The following is a 20,656-nucleotide window of genomic DNA, read 5'->3' on the forward strand; positions in this document are numbered from 1 at the left end:
ACGTTGCGAAACCACGCCGTTCCTCATCTTCCCGCCCTGGACGGGTTGCGCGGGCTGGCGCTGCTCGGGGTGCTCTTCTTCCACGCGAATGGTGCGCTTCCCGGCGGCTACCTCGGGGTCGACCTGTTCTTCGTGCTGTCGGGCTTTCTCATCACGTCGCTGCTCCTCGCCGAGCATCGCACCACCGGGCGCATCGCGCTCGCGCCATTCTGGGTGCGCCGTGCCAAGCGGCTGATGCCGGCCTTGCTCTGCGTCATGCTCGCCGTGGCGATCTACAGCCGGTTCTTCGCCAAGCCGGACGAGCTTTCGGGACTGCGCGCCGATGGCCTGGCGACCCTCGCGTACGTGGCGAACTGGCGCACCATCTTCGCGCAAAAGAGCTACTGGGACCTCTTCGTCACGCCATCGCCGCTCGAGCACACGTGGAGCCTCGCCATCGAGGAGCAGTTCTACGTGCTCTGGCCGCTGCTCGTGGCGCTGCTGCTCCGTCGCTGGAAAAGCCGCGCGGTGCTGCTGGCATCGCTGGTGCTCACCGCGCTCTCCATGCTGGCGATGCTCGCGTTGTTCGACGCCGAGCACGCCTCCCGCGTGTACCTCGGCACGGATACGCGCGCCGCTGGCATTCTCGCGGGCGCCGCCCTCGCCGCGGTGCTCCCGCTGGGTGGCTCATTTTCTCCGCGGACGGTGCGCGCGCTCGATGCGCTCGGACTCGCGTCCATCGTGGGGCTGGGCATCGCGTGGTGTTCGCTCGATGGGCAGGATCCGTTCTTGTACCGCGGTGGCCTGTGGCTCACCGAGGCGGGCGCGCTCGTGCTCATTGCATGCGCGACGGCGGGGGAACGCAGCCTCGTGGCGCGGGCCCTGTCCTTTCGGCCGCTCACGTGGGTCGGGACCGTCAGCTACGGCGTCTACCTTTGGCATTGGCCCATCGACGTATGGCTCACGCCAGAGCGCATCGCCGCCGGGCGATGGCTCCCACTGGTGCAGATGGCGCTCACCTTCGGCATCGCCATCGTCTCGTATTGGTACCTTGAGCAACCGATTCGTCAGGGCAGGCTTCGCCTCGGGCAGCCCGTGTACGTGGTGCCTTCGGCGCTCGCGCTCGTCGTGCTCTTCGTGGTGCGCGCAACCTCCGCACGCGCCTCGTCGAGCGAGCCGCAAGCCTTCGCGCCGCCCACGCTTTCTTCGGGCCCCGCGGAGCCGCCCCCCGCCGACGAACCGGTGCAATTTCGCGTGATGCTCGTCGGCGACTCCACGGCCAACTCGCTGGGCTGGGGCCTGCGCGGACTTCACGCACCGGGCGTCGCCGTCGATCTCATGGGGCGCGACGGTTGCACGATGCTGTGGGACACCTGCGACGGGCACCTGTGGGCGCAGCACACCGCCTCGATGCAGCCCAACGCGAGCCTGGTGTTTCTGGGCGGCGCCTTCTTGCACGGCCTCACCGTGAAGAACCGCTGGCACAAGGCGTGTCACCGCGAATGGAACCACAAGTTCCAGGAGACGCTCACCAAGCGCCTCGACGACTTGAAACGCGAGGACACGCGCGTGTGGGCGGTGACCGTCCCCTACCCGCTCGGTCCTTGGGACCGCGCCGACTTCCGCGCGGAGGTCGACTGCATCAACGCGACCATCCGCAAGACCGCCGCCCTCTCCAAGGACGTCGACGTGCTCGATCTCGCCGAATACCTCTGCCCGAAGGGCACCTGCCAGCGCGAACACGACGGCGTCCCCATCCGCCCCGACGGCGCCCACTACTCCATCGAGGGCGCCGCCGATCTCGCGCGGTGGGTGTTCGACCGCATCCGGCCGTGAGGCTCATTCCAGAAGGCCGCAGGGCTCGCACCGAGCTTACCAAGCTATAGCCGGACGAGCCGCGTCGATTTTTTGATCGAACCGCCGACGTCATCCCAATGACGTCTTGCGGCCGTTATTTTCATTACATCAATCATCAACATCCAGAGAACACGACTCGGCGATGTTGGCGTGTCGTATTGATACGAGGTCATTGTATGAACGATCAAGAATTGGCATTTGCGCATTGGAGTGAGCTCGAGAAGGAGGCGACCGCCGGTTTCTGCAAAGTCGCGCATGCCCAAACCCAGGAACTGCTGCATCGAGCTCTCGTGGCGGCTCGGAAGACGAACGCGCCCGGCCTTTGCAGCGCACGCACGCATCTCCGCCTCGCCCACTTGGCCTATGTGGAAGAAAAAAAGGACGCGATTCACCATCACATGAGTCGCGCACTCGAAGAGTATCTCCCAAGCCACACGACGATCGGCGCAAACTCGACGACCTTCTGCATGGAGATCTTGTCACGATCCGTGGCCATGCGCGAGCCAAAGTGGTTCGACATCTTCCTCGAGCAGCTCGGCTCCCGCCACGCGAGCGAACCAGATCAACAACGGAAACTCATGCTCTACGTCTGCCGCGGCGCCGAAGGCTTCCGCGATTATCTGTACGCCAGTATGCCCGATACCGTCGAGGGATGGATTACGCGCTACTTCGAGAAGGTCATCGCCTGCTGCGAGGCGCACCGTGGTCAATGGATCGACGAAGAATGGAAACTGATGTCGCGAGCCATCCACGGGTATTCAGAGTTCTTGAAGCGACAAAACAAGTATCCGGATGCCGTTTACTGGCTGAAAACACAGCTGAATCTCGTTCGCTCGGACGATCGGTTCGACGCAATGGATCGAGGGAAAGCGCACGCTGAGCTGGGCAAGGCGCTGGCGGACGGCGAGAATCTTTTGGATGAAGACGACATTGATTCCAAAGTTCGCGATCACTACGAAAGCGCCATCAACGAAATTCGGAAGCACGATGACAAGAGCCCATTGCTGGTCGACGTTCTGCTGTCGTTCTCGACGAGGAACGGCCCTGAGTACGGCAGTCATGCGCTCGTCCAAGAAGCACGCGCCATCGTTCAGTCGCAAGGTCGGGATCCGGACTATGTTCCGAGCGGTGGCTACGCAGGCTTTTTGAACGCCGATGAGAGCGACTACGCCGTGTCGCACGAAGGCGCATTCGATGAGTGGGTCGATCTCATCGACGAGCTGACCGACAATTGGGAGTACGAGGATCCGAATCGCGAACAAGCTTTGAACGACGCACTGGCCACGGCTGTACAAACCAACCGCCCCGGCCTTTGCCTCGGGGTCACATATCTTTGGCGGGCACAGTTTCAAGAGGACGAGGGGCAAGAGGAGCTCGTGGACGATCAGATGAGTCGCGCCGTCGAGGCCTATTTTTCCACGCATCGGAGCGTCAACGATGACACCGCGAGCTTTTGCAAGCACCTCTTGGAGCGAGCGGTGGCGCTCGAGAAGACGAAATGGTTCGAGCTCTTCCTGGAACGACTCGATTCGCTGCACGCGCACGACGCCGAAGCGCAGAGTAGCATCTCGTCTTGTTTGCTCGATGGGTGTTGCACCATTTGCGACGATCCCGCCCCATCCGTCGCGGATGACGTCGCGGCACTGGTTTCTCGCTGCCTCGATAGGGTGATTGCGTGGTGCGGCGCGCATCGAAATCATGACGACTCGAAGGATCGCATGGAGCTATCGCTCGTCATGTATCCGCGCCTGTTGAAAAAGGCGGGCAAACACGAAGAAGCGATTCAATGGTGCCGAACGCGATTGAATTTCGTCTGCAGCGAGGCCGGGTTCGACGCGGACTCTCGAGCGATGGCGTATTACGACTTGGCAATGACGATCGACGAGGGAGAGGCTCTTCTCGACGGGAAAGAGTCCGATGTTCGCAACTACTATCAAATGGCGGTGAACGAATTTCACCGCAACCAGGGCAGCGGCCAACGACCCCCGTTCGTGGCCTGCGCGCTGGCAAGGATAGGGGAAAAGCTGGGAGGTGCCGAGGGAGAGCGTCTGAAGGAAGAGGCAAAGGAAATCGTCCGGTCGTACGGTCTCGATCCCGAGCACGTCTCCGCCGAGCATCTCGCAAGCATCTTGAAGAGCGGCGGAGCCGACGACGACGAGAGTGACGACGACGACGAGAGTGACGACGACGACGATTGAGGGAGACCAAGCGCGACGTCGTCGTCGAGCCCGGAGCGCGTCATTCGAGAAGGCCGCGAAACGTCTTGGCGAAAAGATACGCATCGCCAGGCCACCGCGCCGAAACGTAACGTCCATCGCGGACGACGAAGGCGGCCCGATCGTCGGTGGCCGTGCCGCGTTGGCTGAGCGTGCGCGGTCCAAGGACGAATTGCTCGGCGGGACGCCCGAGGGCGCGTTTGACCTCATCCTCCACGTATTCGGGATAGGTACGGTAATAGCGGCCGAGTTTCCAGAAGGTCAGCAAATAGGCACTTCGCTCCATGTACTTCGGCAGGCACGTGGTCTTCACCCCCGCGAGCACGCTCTTGCCTTGGTGCATGGCCCGCGCGAGCAGCAAAACGCCATGGCAGATGGCCCCCACGGGCCGCTCGAGTTGCCAGAACGCGGCAATTTTCGATTGAAGCAGCTCGCTACCGAGGTATTGCCGCATGCCCTGGGCATGGCCTCCTGGGAGAAGCAAACCATCGAAGGCAGCAACATCGATGTCGCGGTAACGCATGGGCGCGGCGAACGACGCATCGTCGCGCTCGAGTTTCTCGTAAAGCGATTTGGGCTCGGGCGCGGCCCCGAGTTGGCCGAAGATCACCCCGCGCAACAAGAGCGGATCCGCCGCAGGACGCGCGCCGTCCTCCGTGGCAAAGGTGACCGAATGCCCGTGGGAAACGAGCTCGTGCCACGGCACCGCCACCTCGGTGACGTCGAAATCGCGATCGGGAAGTGGAATGAGGACTCGCATGGCAATCACGCCATCTTCGTCGCGGCAACGTTTTGCAGGCCGAGGTCGACGATGGCCATTTCCCGCATGCGGAATTTTTGAATCTTGCCCGTCACCGTCATGGGAAACTCTTCGACGAATTTCCAATAGCGAGGAATCTTGAACGTCGCAATCTTGCCCGCGCAGAACGCGCCGAGGTCCGTATGGCTCACGGACGTGCCGGGCTTTCGGCGAACCCAGGCCATCACCTCCTCACCGTACTTGGCCGACGGAACGCCAATGACCTGCGCCTCGCTCACGGCGGGGTGCGTGTGGAGGAACTCCTCGACTTCGCGCGGATAGACATTTTCGCCGCCGCGGATGATCATGTCTTTGATGCGGCCGACGATGTTCACGTAACCATCTTCATCCATCGTGGCCAGATCGCCCGTGTGCATCCAGCCGGTGCGGTCGATGGCATTTTTCGTGGCACCTTCGTCGTTCCAATATCCAATCATGACGCTGTAGCCGCGCGTGCAAAGCTCGCCGCGGGCACCACGCGGGACGATGACCCCGGTTTCGGGGTCGATGACCTTCACCTCGACGTGCGGGTGCACGCGCCCCACCGTTCCCACGCGCTTTTCCAGCGGATCGTCGGCGCCCGTCTGCGTGGACACCGGCGACGTTTCCGTCATTCCGTAACAGATGGTGACCTCGCGCATGTTCATGCGCGAAACGACCTTTCGCATGATTTCCACCGGGCACGACGACCCGGCCATGATGCCCGTGCGCAAGGTCGAGAGATCGAACGAGTCGAACTCCGGAAGATCGAGCTCGCCGATGAACATGGTGGGAACACCGTAGAGCGCCGTGCAGCGCTCGGCGGACACCGTTTCCAAGACGAGGCGAGGTTCGAACGCTTCGCCCGGGATGATCATCGCCGCGCCGTGTGTGGTGCAGGCGAGGTTGCCCAGGACCATTCCGAAACAATGGTAAAAAGGAACGGGAATGCAAACGCGGTCGTTTTCCGTCAACCGCAATCCCTCGCCGATGAAGAAGCCATTGTTGAGCACATTGTGGTGCGACAGCGTGGCCCCTTTGGGAAAGCCGGTGGTCCCCGACGTGTACTGAATGTTGATCGGGTCGTCGAATTGAAGCAAACGCTCGCGCGCGGCCAAATCGGCATCGGATACGTCCTTGCCCATGTCGAGGACGCGGTCCCAATCGTCGTCGAGCACCACGGCGATGCGCAAGGTGGGGATGCGGTCGCGCACCTGCGCGAGCATGTCCACGTAATCGCTTTGCCGAAACCGGCGCGCCAAAAACAGCACACTGACCGAAGATTGCGTGAGCGCATATTCGAGCTCCGACGTTTTGTACGCCGGATTGACGTTGACCAAAATGGCACCGACGCGCGCCGTCGCATATTGGGCAATCACCCACTCGAATCGATTCGGAGACCAGATACCCACGCGGTCCCCCGGTTTGATGCCCAGCGCGATCAGCGACCGCGCGAAGGCGGTGGTGGTGTCCCACAGCTGGCGATAGGTCGCGCGGTACCCTTGGGAGCGAACGATGAGCGCATCGCGATCGGGCACGCGCTCGACGGTGCGCCGCAGGTTCTCGCCGATGGTCTCCCCCAGCAAGGGGATGTCGCTCGTGCCATGTGCATACGACGGTCGCGTCATCCCGCCAGGGTAACGCCAAACCTCGTATGGTAGGGTGTCGAACGATGAGGTCGTCGGCATTCCGTGCGTTCGTTTCGGTGGTGAGTATGTGCGCGTGCTTCGCGTACCAGCCCATATCTCCGGCGTGGGCACAATCGGGCGAATCCCTCGCCGCCGGCCGCGCGCTCTTCGACGAGGGGATGCAGCTTCTCGAGCGCGGAAAATACGCGGAGGCGTGTCCCAAATTCGAGGCGAGCCTGGCGCGCCTCCCCGGCAACGGAACACGCGGCAAGTTGGCCGAGTGCTACGAGAAGATCGGTCGCACCGCCAGCGCCTGGGCTCTGTACCGCGAGGTCGCCGTTCTCGCCGCGCGCGCAGGGGACGCGACACGCCAACAGGTGGCGGTCGATCGCGCCAAGGCCCTCGAGCCAAAGTTGGCGCGCATCACCGTGACGGCTGCGACGACGCCAGGGTTGATCGTCAAGCGCAACGGCGAGCCGCTCGTGCAAGGCGAACTCGGCTCCGCCATCGCGGTCGATCCGGGCGAGGTCACCATCGAGGCGACCGCACCAGAGCGCAAGCCGTGGAGCCACAGGGTAAAAATCGAGCAGGGCGCATCCTTGCGGGTCGAGATCCCAGCGTTGCCGTCATCGACGGAGACATCGCGCGCCGTCGTCCAGCCGAAGGCGCCACTGCGCACGGAGGTCCAGCCGATGAGCCCGTCCCACTACGGGCCACAACGCGCCATCGGCCTCTTGGTGGGCGGTGCAGGACTCTTCACGATGGCCGCCGGGGGGCTCCTCGGACTGACCGCGAAGGCGAGCTACGACGACGCGTTCGAGAAGGATTGCTCGCACAGCGACAACACGTGCAACGAGGAGGGTCAGCGCGCCACCGACGCGGCCCGTGACAGGGCGCTCGTGTCGACCATCGTGGTGGGCGCGGGTGCAGCGATGGCCGTCACCGGTGCGGTGCTCTTCTTCACGGCGCGAAAGAGACATTCGGATTACGTCCTTCGCGTGGCGCCTTCGGTAGGCATCGGCCAAGCGGGCCTGGTGGTGTCGGGACGACTTTAGCGACAGGCCTGACCACCATTTTATTCGCTGGAACCCCGTAGGTTGCCCTCCAGTCTGCGTAGGAGCCGCTGCAGGTCCGTCTGGTGGCGTTCGGTTAGCCCGGTGAGCGTGAGTTCCCGCAGTTGGTCCCAGAGCCCGTCGACTTTATCGCGGAGCCTCTTGCCCTCCGCGGTAAGCCACACGATTGTGGCACGGCCGTCGGTGGCGGACGCCTTGCGGTAGATGAGTCGTTGCTGCTCGAGCCGCTGCACCGTGCGCGTTACCGTCGAACGATCGAGGTTCAAGGCATTGGCCAGCTCCGTCTGCGACTGGCCATCGGTCTTCCAAAGCCGCATGAGGAGCAGCTCTTGACCGGGATAAAGATTCACCTCGGCGAGCAGGGTGGCCGCGGTCGCGCGGTGGGCATGGGCAAGTCGTATGATGAGATGATTCACGTCGTCTTGCTCATCCATGCTTACGGCTCCGAACGATGGCTGTACCAGTCATGAAGCCATCGTCGTCGGTGCGCTGCTCGATGCCAAGTGGTTCGTTATGTACCGATATCCGTCAGCCGCCGGGGCCCTTGGTGAACTCGAGCGCAGCGGCCTCGAACTGAAGTACCCCATGTGTCGCCCCACCGCGTACATCCCGCCAAAAACGCTGCAGGGGATTCGACTGCGCCTGGCTCCGGACACCGTTGCCCTCGAAAAGCCGATCGACGGCATCAACGAGGAGCTGCGTTGCGTACGCGGCATCGCGCCGGCTGCGCGCGACCAACTCTGGCGTCACCGGCCCCTCGTCGACGCTCTCGGCCACTCGGGCCAAAAGCAACCCGGCGGCATCGACCTCCGCCGTCGCCCGCGTGTACGCGATGCGGTACGACTCTTTCGCGGGCGGCCGTCCGGGCGCGTCGCCAAGCGTCGCAGCAGCCAGGCGCGCGGCACCTCGAGCCGCGCCGAGGAGCGGTGCCGCGAAAGTGAGGCCATTGACCGCAAACAGGGGCGGAGCCCCATGCACTCCACCACGGTTGCCCGCGAACAAGTCCGCCTGCGGCAGGGTGCGATGCTCGGGAACGAACACGTCGGTGAGCGTGATCGAGTGGCTGCCCGTGCCGCGCATCCCCAGGGTGTGCCACGTATCCTCGACCGTGAAGTCTTCGCGTCGAACGGCCATGAAGCGAGAAGGCGCGTTCTCCGCGGCGGGCCCGAGGACGAGCGCCCAATCCGCGTAGTCGACGCCGCTCACGTAATGCCAGGTGCCGGACAGACGAAAGCCGCCGTCCACGCGCACGGCCCTGCCTTGCGGGATCATGGCGGCCACGAATCTCACATCGGGACCGCCCGCCCAGACTTCTTCCTGACCGCGCTCCGGTAAAAAGGTCGCAAACCGCCCCGAGTAGGCGAGCAGCGAAGCCACCCACGCGGCCGAAGCGCACCCGGCGCCCGCGACGGCGACGTCCGCCGTGAGCTGCGCGTAGCTCACGGGCTCTCCGCCGAAGCGCTCGGGCACGAACCGACGGGCGAACCCGAACTCGGTGAGCGCCCGAGCGACCTCCGGGTGCAAGCGCCGGTGAAGTTCCCCTTCCGATGCATGCCGCGCGGCCACCTGCGCGACGGCCGCGATGTCCTTGAGCGGTGTGAGCTGCAGCAGGGACATCGAAAGGATCTCCTCGCGAAATGATGATGTCTGGGACGGATCATTCATGATGACGGCGCCTAAGGTGAGAGTGGTGGCGGCTTACCTTGCAGGCAACGTCCAGTGGGTGCGCGCCCAGCTTTCCAAGCTGACGGGATTCGGGTGAACCACACGCAAGGCCGGGATGTCGGCGCGGTAGCCCTCGCGGTTGAACCAATCGAACATGAGCGCCGCCTCACTGCTGAACCGACGCAATTCCTCGACCGGCTGCTGCCGGAAGGCCACGAGCTCGCCGGCGACCGAGGCAAACGCGTCGGCAATTTGTCGTCCCGTCAGCGACTCGGTGGCAATTTCCAATTTGCGCCCGATATACTGCTTCGGATTTTCGAAGGCCTTGGCCGCGAACACGCCGATGTCCTCGACGGCGATCATCTGCAGCGCCGTTTTTTCCTCCAGCGCGAGGGACAGCACCAGACCGTCTTTGGTGCGGGCGGGGCCGATGAACGCGAAATTTCCCATGAACATGGTCGGCTGCAAGATGGTCGCCGGGAGATCGACGCTTTCGATGTAACGCTCGATGCGCCCTTTGCTGTCGAAATGCGGTATGCCGCTCTCCCGATCGGCGCCGCCGACCGAGCCATATACGAAGTGCCGGACGCGTGCGCGCACGGCGGCATCGGCCACGGCGCGACCTTGGCGCTCCTCGCCCTTCACGCCGTCGGGGCCCTGAAACGTCTGCACGCTGTAGACGCCGTAGACTCCCTTCAGCGCGGCGTCGAGCGATGCCGCGTCCTCCAGATCGCCGCGCACCAAGGTCGCCCCGGCTTTTGCCAACGCGACAGCCGCATCCGACGAAGGATCACGTACGAGCACACGCACGCGCCGCCCCTGGCGGAGCAGTTCGCGCGCCACCGCTCCACCTTGCCGCCCCGTGGCACCGAAAACCAAGATCTCGTCGTTCGTCGACATCATTCACCTCTCCGGAACAGTTGATTCAAGAATTTATGTGGCAGACCAATCATATTGATTGGTGGACCAAATATCTAGGTGGCCGGCCAAATGATTTTCATTTTGTGACCTCACGAGTGCCGGCCCCACGCGGAGACCATCAAGACGCTGAGGTCACGGCCGAGCGGACTGCCCAGATGAGCCAGAAATTCCGCCAATTGCTCGGAAGTCACGAGGCCGCTCTCCACGATTCGGTGCCCCTCCTGACGTAGGCGCAGGCCGATCAAATCGTCATCCGCGGGGCTCTGTCCGGGGCCCGCCGGTGTGATACGAGCATCGACGTCGATGCATCCAATCCGGGCGAGCGCGCGAGGAAGCTTACGGCCCCACGCCAGGTCGGCACCTTGCTCGGCCAAGACGCGCAGGTAGGCCGCGAGGAGAATGCGGCCCGCTTCGGTGGGCGCGTGCTCGGGCGGCAAGTGGTAACTATCCTCCACGACCATCCATCCGCCGGGCCGGAGCCAATTCCACGCGCGACGCAGCGTGGTCTCCGGTTCTCGTAGATGTCCGAACGCGGCGCGGGCAAACACGAGGTCAAACGAAGCGTGCTCGAAGGCTGCCTGGGTGATGTCGGCCCTTTGCACGGTCACGTTGGGTGCGGCGGCCAGGTGTTGCGTGTCGAGATCGACGGCAACCACGTTGCCCTGGACCACGCGCTCAGCCAGCCATCGCGACATGGAGCCTGCACCTGCACCGATGTCGAGGCACCGCCACTCTCGGCGAAGTGGAAGCGTTTGCAGAATGGCGATGCTCCCTGGATCGTATTTTCGTTCGAAGAGCCGCACCTGATCGAGCGGCGACAAGACGCCCCTCGTCAGCGAACCCGTACTGTAGATCCGCATGCTCATGCGACGGCAGGCGCGTGGAGCGCCTCCAAGTACGCGCTCTCGGACTGCGATCCCAAGAGGGTCAACCCATCGCTGAAGCGGACAACCGGTACGGAGCGGATGCCCATCTGGAGCACGCGCGCAAGCTCCGCTTCGAGCTCCATCACGCCTCCGTCGCTGATCGTAACGCCCACCTCGGTGGCTAGTCGAGCGAGCGTGGCGCGATGGCCGATGTTCTGGCCCTCGATGAGGTAGGCGCGAAACAGACGCTCGGCCATGAGCTCACCGCGCCCTTGATGGGCCGCGGCGGCGAGCACCCGGTGCGCGTCGAACGTCCGCACGTGCACGGCTTGGGCGAAGTTGAATGGAAGTCCCTCCTGCGCCCCGACGATGGCCATCTTGTTCACGAGCCGCGCCGCGTTGTCGCCGAAATGGCGCCGATGAACGTCCCGCAAGGGCTCGCCGACGACCGAAGCATACGGCGCAACCTCGAAGGGACGGAAGACGACGACGAGCTCTCCTCCGCCCTTGCGGTACCGATCGGCAGCACGTTCGAAGCGGGTAAATCCGATGTACGAGTGAATGCAGGTGAGATCGAGAAAGAGCTCGACCCGACGAGAATTTTGCTGTTGTAACTTCATGAAAATACCTCGCGCGAACGCTTGATTATGGTGTTGCAGTCATGCCAGGTACGGGCTCTTCTCGCGTGCGGTACGCAAGGCGTCGGCCCACCAATGAAGCTGATCCAAGAGCACCTTCGCCGCGGCTGGAACCTCGGCCGGGAGCGGTTGCTCGATGCCGAATTGCTTCCATGAATTGTGGAAGCTCAGCGTGTCGCGCACCGTCACGGCGTGCAATTCGGCAAATACCAATCGAAGCTGCTCGACCGCGCGCAGCCCGCCCGACAGTCCGCCGTAGCTGACGAATGCAACCGGCTTGGCACGCCATTGCGTGTAGTGCCAATCGATGAAGTTCTTCAGCGGCGCGGGAAAGCTGTGATTGTACTCCGGGGTCAGGACGATGAATCCGTCCGCGCGAATCAAGCGGTCTCCCAGTTCTGCCAGGGCCTTGGCCACTGCAGGCTCTGGGTTGCGCGATAGGCCGAGCGGCAGCGGATGGTCGACGAGATCGATGACGTCCACCTCGATGCCCGCACGCGCGTTGACGTATTCGATGAGCCAATTGGCGACGACGGTCGCGAAGCGGCCCTCGCGTGTGCTGGCAATGATCACGACGATTCGAAGCGGAATAACGGTCACGGGATGCCTTTCAGGTTCGGCTTGGCCCACGGATGGCTCGATGGCTATTGGTAACGATTTCGCATAAAAGGTATTCGGGCGGGGCGACCTCGAGCCGGGCAATTTCTTCCTGCCCGACCGAGAGCCGCGGGTCCGAGATCCACGCGCGGTAGGCGGAGTGGTCGACCCACGCGGTATACATGACGAAGGTGCGGCCATCTAGACCGAGGTGCGGAATGGCAAATATAAATCCGGGGAAATTCCGTTTCCACGCCCCGCTCTGGGCCATGAGCGCGAGCAACGCATCGTAGGATTCCCGACCGCGTAGGTGCCGGGTCGCGAGCGACGCGACGCCCGGAACGTCCGTATCGTTCGGCCCGTGGAGGGCCGGCGCCGTCCAGCCAAGAAACGCGGATACCGCACGTATTCCGGAGGCGGCGGCCGCCGCCTCGCTCGCCCATTCGACGCGGTGGATCACCGTGTGGTGGTCGGCGCTCTGGTGGATCTGGTCACCGAGGAAACCTTCGGTCGCGCGAAAGACGGATCCGCGCGTGGTGGCATCGTCGATCACACGAGCGGCCGCAGCGGCATCGTGCACGGCGACGCGCTCGATCGAGACGAAGGTCGCGTGAGCGTGCGGCGGCTCAGCGGAAGGCATTCGCGTGCTCCATGGCCCACTGCCGAAAGGTGCGTGCCGGGCGGCCCGTCACCTCTTCAACGACCTTGGAGCCTACCTCGGGTTTCTTCGTGAGCATCGCGAAGTAGTCGAGCGCCCCGTCGGCATACGAGGGCGGCCAGCCCGCGGCCACCATCGCATCCCGAGCGGCTTGATGTTCCACGTCCTCCCAGAACAAGGGTCGGGCCAAAACCTCTCCGAGGATGCGCACCTGCTCGCGTTGGGCGACCTCCTCCGGGCCAGAGACCAAGTATTTCCGTCCGCCATGGCCGTCCTCGAGCAGCGCCTTCACGCCGACTGCCGCGACGTCCGACTCGTCCACCGAGGTGCGGGTCGCGGCACCGTAGGGGAACCGCACCACGCCGCCGTCACGAATTTGGCCAGCAAAGCCCAACGCATTGGCATGAAATCCGGTGGTGCGGAGGAATGTCCACGAGACCGAGGTTCGTTCCAAAAGGTGCTCTATGTACGCGTGGCAATTGTTGTCGATCGGCTCGAGGCCGATATGCACCCCCACCGACGAGACGAGCGCCACCCGTCGTGGCCGCGCCGCGATCTTTTGCACCACGGCCGGCGCAGTGTTTACGTTGAGCGTAAAAAAGGGCCACATGAGAAAGACGCCGTCTGCTCCGTCCAATGCTGGATCGAGGCTGTCGGGATCGCCCAAATTCCCAATGTGGATTTCGACGCCCTTTGGCAATCGACCGACGTTCGGATCGTCTTTCAGGACCAGTGCCCGAACGGAAGCTCCCGCATCCAACAGCTGCCGGACGGCGTGCGGCCCCAAGTTGCCAGTGGCCGCGGTAACCAGGACTACGTTCCTTTTCGTCATTTTGCGCTCCTCGTGACCTTGATTTTCGCTACATTGAGCTGCACGCCTTGGCCCCAGAGCCGATTTTGGGCGTCGCTGTGTTCGTCGAAGAAGGTTTGGCGTGCGGGCGCGCCGCTACGGGGCGCGAAATAATCGACGGTGGAATCGAGTCGGACCAGGCCCGCGCTTTGCGGGGCGAGCGCGCCATCGAGCAGGGTGAAGGTGCCGAGACCGCAATCGAGTTGCCGCGGTCGCACGACTTGCGGGGTGCCGCCGTGGTCGAGGGTCATGTATTTGCGATCCACGGCACGCGTGCCGATGCCGTTCACCTGGAGCACCGATCGGCCGTTCACCCACCAGGTCGCGGAGCTCGATTGTTGGTTGACCGAGATCGTGAGGTTATCCTGCTGCGCGGTCGACGTGCGTGTCGCAACGGGCACCGAATAGTTGAATGCCGCATACGTCGAGCCCTGGCGGGGCAGTCTTTCGTAAATGGCATAAATTTGCTTGTTGGTCACGAAGAAATCAAATACCGAGTTGGTCTCCTGATCGGTGAACAACATGACCGAGGCGCCAAGTCGAAGATCGGATTGGGCGTCCGACACGTTGGAGCCGAATGGGTGCGCGTCGAGGCCGGTGCCGACGGAGGAAATCGTGGTCGTGCAGGAGAGAACGCCGCTTGCGGGCGTGTCCCATCCGCTGAATCCAGCGGTCGACGTGTGTCGGAGCAAGCCCGCCCATTTGATGTGATCCATCGTGCCGTACCCGCCGGAAGATTGCTGGCCCGTGGTGGAGGCGAACGCGGGCTGCCCGGTGACCGGATTCGTTCCCGATGGAATGACGCGAAGTCCGCGCGAGGACGTGCTCGTGATGCCGTCGGCAAAGATGGGAGGGTCCCATTTCGCGCCGGGTCCTTCCGTGGTGAATCCGCCGCGGAAATCATCGTACACGAGAACCTCTTCGCCGGAGCCCGTGTCGTCGTCGGTCGCGGTATCTTCGAGTGCACTCGCGACCGAGTCAGTGAATGGGTCATCGTGGGACGTATCGCCCGTGCCGTTTGCGCTGCATCCGACGAGACCGGCAACGAGGGCGCTGGCAAGGCCGAGAGTTGGATAACGAATGTACATGACGAGTCTCCGTAAAGTAAAAAACCGAAGGTTGGCGCAATCGCTTCGAGAAAGGCGCGTCGGGTCAGGAAGGGCGTCGCGCAACGGGCGCGCCCTCGGCTCGAGTCGAGAGGACTCCCCCCAAAGCCACGATGAATCCCAGCGCGCCGATGGCGGTGACGAGGTGCAGCGCGGGGCGGTAAATCGATGCGTGCGCGCCGTCCGACGCATCGAACGCCGCCGAAGACCGCCCGAGCAGCGCCGTGACCAGCGCAATCACGACCGTCGCGCCGAGTTGTACCGCGGTTTGGTAGAGGCCGACCGCCGCACCGCGCGCGGCCGCCGGCACACCCGACGTAGCCTGCACGTTGAGGGCGGCGAAGGCGAGCACGAAGCCCGCCCCCACGAGCAGCAATGCCGGAAAAACGTCGGCCGTGTAGGTGAGAGGGAAACGCAGACGTAGATCGTAAAAGGCATACCCCATGGGCGGGAGAGACGCGCCCATGGCAATCAGGCGTGCGGCGCCAAGCCGACTCACCACACGTCCCGCCCACCACGACGTCGCCGCGAGCGGTGCGCTCGCCGGAAGGAGCGCCAGTGCCGTTCGTAGAGGTGACCAGCCGGCCAGCGATTGAAAATGGAAGGTGAGGATTAGCAAAAAGCCGAGGTAGGAGCCATTGAGCGCCGCGGCGCCGAGGGCGGATCGGATCAACGTCCGATGGGCGAGGAGTGAAACACGGATCAGTGGCTCCGCAGCGCGCCGTTCGACGAGCACGAACGCGCCGAACAGCACCGCCGCCAACGCAAACGCACGGAGCGTTCGTGGCTCCGTCCAATCGTGGCCGGGCAGGGATACGATGGCATGCACGAGCGCCACCAGTGCGGCGATGAAGGTGCACGCACCGGCGATGTCGAGTCGGAGGCGGGCTTCTCCCGGGGGATGCTCAGCCGGGAGGATGTACAATGCAATCGTGAACAGCACCAGCACGATGGGGGAGGGAAACAGAAAGGTCCACCTCCAGCCGACGCCGGTGAGCAACCCCGAGAGCAGGAGGCCGGCGGTAAATCCGCAAGCGCCAAAAAGCATATAGACGGACAGTGCACGATTTCGGGCGGGGCCTTCCTCGAACGCGGTGCCGATGATGGCAAGCCCGGTGGGCGCGGCGAGCGCGGCGCAAAAGCCTTTGACGAAACGCGTCGCCACGAGAAGCAATGGATCGCGGGTGAGCGCACCGAGGACGGATGCTGCTGCGAAAAAGAGGAGCGACGCGAGGTAAACGCGGCGCCGCCCCAAGAGGGCCACGACCTGCCTGCCAAACGGCATCAGCCCACCGAAACCGAGTGCGAAGCCGCTCATCACCCACTGCGCGGTGGCGAGCGGCCGATCAAGATCGGCCCGCAGGCGCGGCAGTAGCACGATCGCCGCGGATACCTCGAGGGCGTCGATGAGCATGTTGCCCGCGAGCACGCACAAAAGGCCGTACTGGCGCGAACTCCATCGACCGAGTTCCATCGGCTCAGCCGCCGAGCAACGATCCGCCGCTCGCGTCGACGAACGACCCCGTGATCCATCGAGCGTCGTCGGAAGCGAGGAACGCCACGACGTCCGCTACGTCTGCCGGCTCGCCGACCCGGTTGAAGGTGGACAGGCGTGCCATTTGATTGACCACGTCGGGAATGTCGAAGACGGGATTGTCATTTCGAGTGATGCCTGGGGCCACGCTGTTGATGGTGATGTTGCGCGGTCCGAGGTGTTTGGCAAAGTGCAACGCCATCATTTCGACGGCGCCTTTGCTCATCGCGTAGGCAATCTCATGAGGGTTCGCGAACCGCGTGAGCCCGGTGGAAATGTTGATGATGCGGCCACCCTCGGGCATGTTGGCTAGCGCACGCTGTATGATGAAAAACGGCGCCTTTGCATTGACAGCCATCAGACGATCGAACGCCTCGGGCGTCGTCTTCTCCGGGGCCGTGTTGCCGCTCATCACGCCGGCGTTGTTGACGAGAATGTGAAGCGTCGTCGAGCCGGTGCGCTCCTTCAGTCCTTGCTCGAGGCCCAAGAAGAGCTGGTGCACGTCACCAGGAACCCCGAGCTCCGCCTGTACGGCGAAGGCACGTCCGCCGTCTCTCTCGATCGAGGTGACCACCTCGTAGGCCGCATTTGCGTTGGTCGTGTAGTGGACGGCGACGAGCGCGCCCTCCCGCGCGAGTCGAATGGCGGTCGCTCGACCGATTCCGCGGCTCGAGCCGGTCACCAGTGCGCTCTTGGCAGCGAGTTTTCCCATGAAGCCGTTTCTCCTGTTCTTCGTCATTGAATGAGCCGGCTCGCCGAACCAACGGCAGAGCGCAGTGGTGAGATCGCTCGTGTCGCCGCGAATCCAGGCGACATGACCGTCAGGGCGAATCAGGATCGCATCCGTTCCCAGCGGCGGATGTTCCGGTGCGAGCTTGGCTGGCACCATGTCGATCCTTCGAGATACCCATGGTGCTGCGACGGGTGCGAGCTCGCGCTGCGCGTCGTCGCTGAGAACAACGAGCACGCCGCGCCCCGTGCGGAGCAGGTCGGTGCTACTCGTCGTCCCCGATGCCGTCACCAGCTCCGCGCGCGGCATGCGTGCGCCGAGCAGCGGGCTTCGACCTGCGGTGTCGTATTTGATATCGGTGCCCGCGATCATCGACGCCAATTCGGCGCGCACGGTGTCGTGCTTTGTCAATTTGCCAAATACGTCTCGAAGCGGTTCCACCTCGGGGCCACCGAGCAACAACGTGGCTTGGGCGCGAATGTTGGACAGCACGCGCTCACCGACCGGGTGCCGCTCGTGGTGATAGGAGTCGAGCAGCTCGGAGGAAGCACTTCGTCGAACGCACGCCGCGAGCTTCCACCCGAGGTTGAATGCGTCTTGCAAACCCAGATTGAGCGCCTGCCCCCCGGTCGGCATTTTTTGATGTGCGGCGTCGCCAGCAAACAGAATGCGCCCGTGGCGATAGTGGCTCAATTGGCGGGAGGCGTCGCTGAAAGCGTCGACCCAGAGCGGCGTCCCGGCGCGAATGTTCTCGCCGGTGACGCTCATCCACGCCTCGGCAACGTCGTTGAACTCGGCGGGACCCCGGAGAGAATCCGTCTTTCGACCGAACTCGTGCACCATCACTCGTGTCACGCCGTCGTTGCGACGCGCGGCGATGGCAAGCCCCTTTGGAAAACGCTGGAAGCGCCGATTGGGAATCTCGATGCCGACGATGTCCGCGCGAAAGAGCAGCCGCTCGAAGTGCGCTTCGGACGCATTGCTCGGAAAAGCCGCCCCAACGATCCTTCGTACCGTGCTGTCCTCACCGTCGCAGGCCACCACGTATTGCGCCGCGAACTCGATGATCCCGTTGGGCCCCTCGGCCTGGACTGCGACGTCGTTCGGCCCGACCGTAACGCCGACCACCTGGTGTCCACGACGAAGGTCCGCGCCCGAAGTAACGGCCCACTCGTGGAGGATTTGCTCCAATCGCGTTTGGGCGACCTTCCATTGACCGGAGTACGGGCTCGCAAGCGTCAGATCGAGCGGAAGCCCGCCAAAATGCCCCATGACGTCGTTCGGCGGCGTTCCGACCTTCTCCAATAGCCCTCGGCTATCGAAAATTTCCATGGTGCGCGCGTGCAAGGTGGAGGCGCGCGACTCGGTCATCGGTACCGCGAGCCTCTCGAGGACGATGACCTCGGCGCCGCCTAGCCGCAATTCCCCGGCAAGCATCGAACCGACCGGCCCTGCACCGACGACGATGACCTGCGTCCGATTCGTCATTTGCTGCGCTTCGCCTCTGCGTACTCTTTGGCGTAACCGAGGGTCGCACGGCTGTTCGTGCTCAGCGCGGTGCGAACGTAGTCCTTCGCCTTTTCGACGTCGGCCTGGGGGCCGAGAATCCTCGCGATGTTCTCCTCCTTGATGATGACCGTGTGCTGCGACGCTGCGCGGACGCCATTCACCGTCTCGCGGAAGGTCCAATAGCCGGTGTGCAGATCCATCAACGCGGGAAGCGTGATTTGCTTGTAGGCAATCCGGTAATGGGGGAAGCAGACGCGAATGGACTTGGTGGTGTGGGTGGACCCATCCTTGGCCCGCGTGTCCATCTCCAGGGTTTGCAGGCCCTGCTCGTCCTGCTCGAAACTCACCCTCGCCACGTGAGGCAAGCGCTCGGTCCACAGATTCGCTTCGTTGATGAAATCGTAAACGTCTTTTGCCGACCCACGAATCTCGATCTCGTCCTCGAAGGACATGATCAGCTTCTCGGAGGCGGTCACCCGTTCGACGTTCGCCTTGAGTGCGGTCAGCTCGGAGCGTGAATTGCGGTCGACCGCCTCGTCAATCCACTTCAGGCCCGCCGGATCGTCGTTGATTGCTCGGTAATCGTGGAGCAGCCGAACCCGTGATTCGGAGTTGGAAATCGGCTCGATGATCCACGTTCCACCCATCGAGGCGACCGGGGGTGCGGACACCTCCTGCCGAAATTCGATGCGCAGCTTCTTGCGATCGAGGACGCGGCGCGACGCCCACGTTTTTGCCTGCCCATTGGCGGTCGCCCAAATCCGAATCCGCTCCTCGCGCTCGGTTTGCTCGAAACGATCGACGTACACCGTCGGAGGGAAGATTTGCGGCCAATTCTGCACGTCCGCAATCAATTGGTACACGGCTTCGGCCGGGGCGAGCACCGTGATCTCGTGCTCGACCTCTTTGAGGCCCATCGTCGGCATGGGATATGTCTCCTGGATGAATTTCTATGAACTGATGGGCGGGGCGCAGCTCAGAAGTTGCCCAGACCGCCGCACACGTTGAGGGCTTGCGCCGTAATCGAGCCCGCGGTATCGGTGGCCAAGTAGCCCACCAGGCCGGCCACTTCCTCCGGCGTCGAATATCGGCCGAGGGGAATCTTTGCCTGGAACTTGGTGAGAATCTCCTCTTCAGTGCTCTTGTACGCCGCGGCGTAACCTTGGCGAACGCGCGCTGCCATCGGCGTCTCCACGTAGCCCGGGCATACCGCGTTCACCGTGATGCCGGTCGGTGCAAGCTCATTGCCCAGTGCTTTGGTGAACCCCACCACGCCGTGCTTCGACGCCGAATACGGGGCTCCCAAAATGACACCCTGTTTGCCGGCTGTCGAGGCGATGTTGATGATGCGACCCCATTTCTTCTGCCGCATTCCGCCCGGGCCGAGCACTTCGCGCGTAATACGAAAGACGCTATTGAGGTTCGTCTCGATGACGTCGTTCCAGAGGTCGTCGCTGATGTCGGCGGTGATGCCGCCGCCGCTGCGGCCGGCGTTGTTGACCAAGACGTCAATCGTGCCGAAGCGCGCGACAGCGCCCTGGACGAATGCGCGCACCGACTCCATGGAACGCACATCCAGCGTGGTACCATCGACCTCGAGAGCCTCGTCACGCAGCTTCTGTACCGTCTCCTTCACATTGTCGGCGTTGCGGGCGCCGATGAACACGCGATGTCCCTGCTTGGCCAGCAATCGGGCGACTGCGAGACCGATGCCACTGGTCGCGCCCGTGACGAGGGCGACGCGCTGATTCGACTCGCTCATGATGCCTCGCGGAGCTGGGCGTTGGCGGCGTTGCGGTGGCCGTTCACCAAAGACAGCAGGGCGCGGGGCGTGCGGACCTGCGCGAGCGCGCCATCGTCGAGGGAGACGCGGCATTCGAGCTCGATCTGCCGGCCCGTTTCGAGCAGGGCCACCGATTCGTAGCCCAAGTCTGCAAAGTCGATGTCGAGGATATTGCTGTCCAGGTCGACGCCCTCCGCCGCTCCGGCGCTAGCTAGAAGGACCCGCTTGAGATCTTCGAGGGTGAATTCTTTGGTCATGGTTGGCTCCC

19 protein-coding genes are annotated in these 20,656 nt (G+C 63.5%); 3 read left to right on the top strand and 16 right to left on the bottom strand.

The features are described 5' to 3' along the window. Positions 1-3 precede the first annotated feature (3 nt). Together LVJ94_41765 and LVJ94_41770 are read left to right on the top strand one after the other, a co-directional pair. On the top strand, positions 4-1,815 hold the full coding sequence (locus tag LVJ94_41765) for an acyltransferase (GenBank protein WXB03421.1): 1,812 nt from the start codon (positions 4-6) through the stop codon (positions 1,813-1,815). 197 nt (positions 1,816-2,012) lie between these two features. After that, positions 2,013-4,034 carry a hypothetical protein gene (locus LVJ94_41770; GenBank protein ID WXB03422.1) on the top strand — a complete coding sequence of 674 codons (2,022 nt, stop codon included), beginning with the start codon at positions 2,013-2,015 and terminating at the stop codon, positions 4,032-4,034. A 40-nt stretch (positions 4,035-4,074) separates the two neighbouring features. Here the strand turns inward: LVJ94_41770 and LVJ94_41775 are convergent, their stop codons facing one another. Together LVJ94_41775 and LVJ94_41780 are read right to left on the bottom strand one after the other, a co-directional pair. Further along, on the bottom strand, positions 4,075-4,812 hold the full coding sequence (locus LVJ94_41775) for a type 1 glutamine amidotransferase domain-containing protein (GenBank protein WXB10796.1): 738 nt from the start codon (positions 4,810-4,812) through the stop codon (positions 4,075-4,077). A 5-nt stretch (positions 4,813-4,817) separates the two neighbouring features. Beyond that, entirely contained in the window at positions 4,818-6,458 is a 1,641-nt protein-coding gene (locus LVJ94_41780) for an AMP-binding protein (GenBank protein ID WXB03423.1), read from the bottom strand. A gap of 44 nt (positions 6,459-6,502) precedes the next feature. Here LVJ94_41780 and LVJ94_41785 point away from each other — a divergent pair, with 44 nt between their 5' ends. Then, a complete protein-coding gene (locus LVJ94_41785) occupies positions 6,503-7,513 on the top strand; it encodes a hypothetical protein (GenBank protein ID WXB03424.1) in 1,011 nt (336 codons plus the stop codon). Positions 7,514-7,533: 20 nt separating this feature from the next. Here the strand turns inward: LVJ94_41785 and LVJ94_41790 are convergent, their stop codons facing one another. From LVJ94_41790 to LVJ94_41855, 14 genes are all read right to left on the bottom strand, one after another. Next, positions 7,534-7,947, bottom strand: coding sequence for a MarR family transcriptional regulator (locus LVJ94_41790; GenBank protein WXB03425.1), 414 nt, complete (start codon positions 7,945-7,947; stop codon positions 7,534-7,536). A 112-nt stretch (positions 7,948-8,059) separates the two neighbouring features. Further along, complete coding sequence (locus LVJ94_41795) at positions 8,060-9,196, bottom strand: hydrolase (protein WXB03426.1); 1,137 nt, start codon at positions 9,194-9,196, stop codon at positions 8,060-8,062. 33 nt (positions 9,197-9,229) lie between these two features. Then, positions 9,230-10,099, bottom strand: a complete 870-nt coding sequence (locus tag LVJ94_41800; GenBank protein ID WXB03427.1) for an NmrA/HSCARG family protein — start codon at positions 10,097-10,099, stop codon at positions 9,230-9,232. A gap of 107 nt (positions 10,100-10,206) precedes the next feature. Beyond that, entirely contained in the window at positions 10,207-10,983 is a 777-nt protein-coding gene (locus LVJ94_41805) for a methyltransferase domain-containing protein (protein ID WXB03428.1), read from the bottom strand. Further along, a complete protein-coding gene (locus LVJ94_41810) occupies positions 10,980-11,603 on the bottom strand; it encodes a DsbA family protein (GenBank protein ID WXB03429.1) in 624 nt (207 codons plus the stop codon). The genes LVJ94_41805 and LVJ94_41810 overlap by 4 nt, the downstream gene beginning before the upstream one ends. Before the next feature lie 39 nt (positions 11,604-11,642). Beyond that, entirely contained in the window at positions 11,643-12,221 is a 579-nt protein-coding gene (locus tag LVJ94_41815) for an NAD(P)H-dependent oxidoreductase (protein WXB03430.1), read from the bottom strand. A 10-nt stretch (positions 12,222-12,231) separates the two neighbouring features. Then, positions 12,232-12,858 (bottom strand): hypothetical protein, encoded by a 627-nt coding sequence (locus tag LVJ94_41820; GenBank protein ID WXB03431.1) that lies wholly within the window; start codon positions 12,856-12,858, stop codon positions 12,232-12,234. Continuing rightward, positions 12,845-13,708, bottom strand: coding sequence for an NAD(P)H-binding protein (locus tag LVJ94_41825; GenBank protein ID WXB03432.1), 864 nt, complete (start codon positions 13,706-13,708; stop codon positions 12,845-12,847). Before LVJ94_41825 ends, LVJ94_41820 begins: the two co-directional genes overlap by 14 nt. Continuing rightward, positions 13,705-14,814 carry a DUF6081 family protein gene (locus tag LVJ94_41830; protein ID WXB03433.1) on the bottom strand — a complete coding sequence of 370 codons (1,110 nt, stop codon included), beginning with the start codon at positions 14,812-14,814 and terminating at the stop codon, positions 13,705-13,707. Before LVJ94_41830 ends, LVJ94_41825 begins: the two co-directional genes overlap by 4 nt. A gap of 64 nt (positions 14,815-14,878) precedes the next feature. Next, on the bottom strand, positions 14,879-16,306 hold the full coding sequence (locus tag LVJ94_41835) for an MFS transporter (protein ID WXB03434.1): 1,428 nt from the start codon (positions 16,304-16,306) through the stop codon (positions 14,879-14,881). Positions 16,307-16,310: 4 nt separating this feature from the next. Beyond that, positions 16,311-18,584: an SDR family oxidoreductase gene (locus LVJ94_41840; GenBank protein ID WXB03435.1), complete on the bottom strand. Its 2,274-nt coding sequence runs from the start codon at positions 18,582-18,584 to the stop codon at positions 16,311-16,313. Further along, the gene (locus tag LVJ94_41845; GenBank protein WXB03436.1) at positions 18,581-19,531 is read right to left on the bottom strand and encodes an aromatase/cyclase; all 951 of its coding nucleotides are present in this window, start codon (positions 19,529-19,531) and stop codon (positions 18,581-18,583) included. The genes LVJ94_41840 and LVJ94_41845 overlap by 4 nt, the downstream gene beginning before the upstream one ends. A gap of 50 nt (positions 19,532-19,581) precedes the next feature. Continuing rightward, positions 19,582-20,367, bottom strand: a complete 786-nt coding sequence (gene fabG / locus LVJ94_41850) for a 3-oxoacyl-ACP reductase FabG (GenBank protein WXB03437.1) — start codon at positions 20,365-20,367, stop codon at positions 19,582-19,584. Continuing rightward, the gene (locus LVJ94_41855) at positions 20,364-20,645 is read right to left on the bottom strand and encodes an acyl carrier protein (GenBank protein ID WXB03438.1); all 282 of its coding nucleotides are present in this window, start codon (positions 20,643-20,645) and stop codon (positions 20,364-20,366) included. The genes fabG and LVJ94_41855 overlap by 4 nt, the downstream gene beginning before the upstream one ends. Between the last annotated feature and the right edge of the window lie 11 nt (positions 20,646-20,656).

This window comes from Sorangiineae bacterium MSr11367 (assembly GCA_037157805.1).
Lineage (GTDB): Bacteria > Myxococcota_A > Polyangia > Polyangiales > Polyangiaceae > Pendulispora > Pendulispora rubella.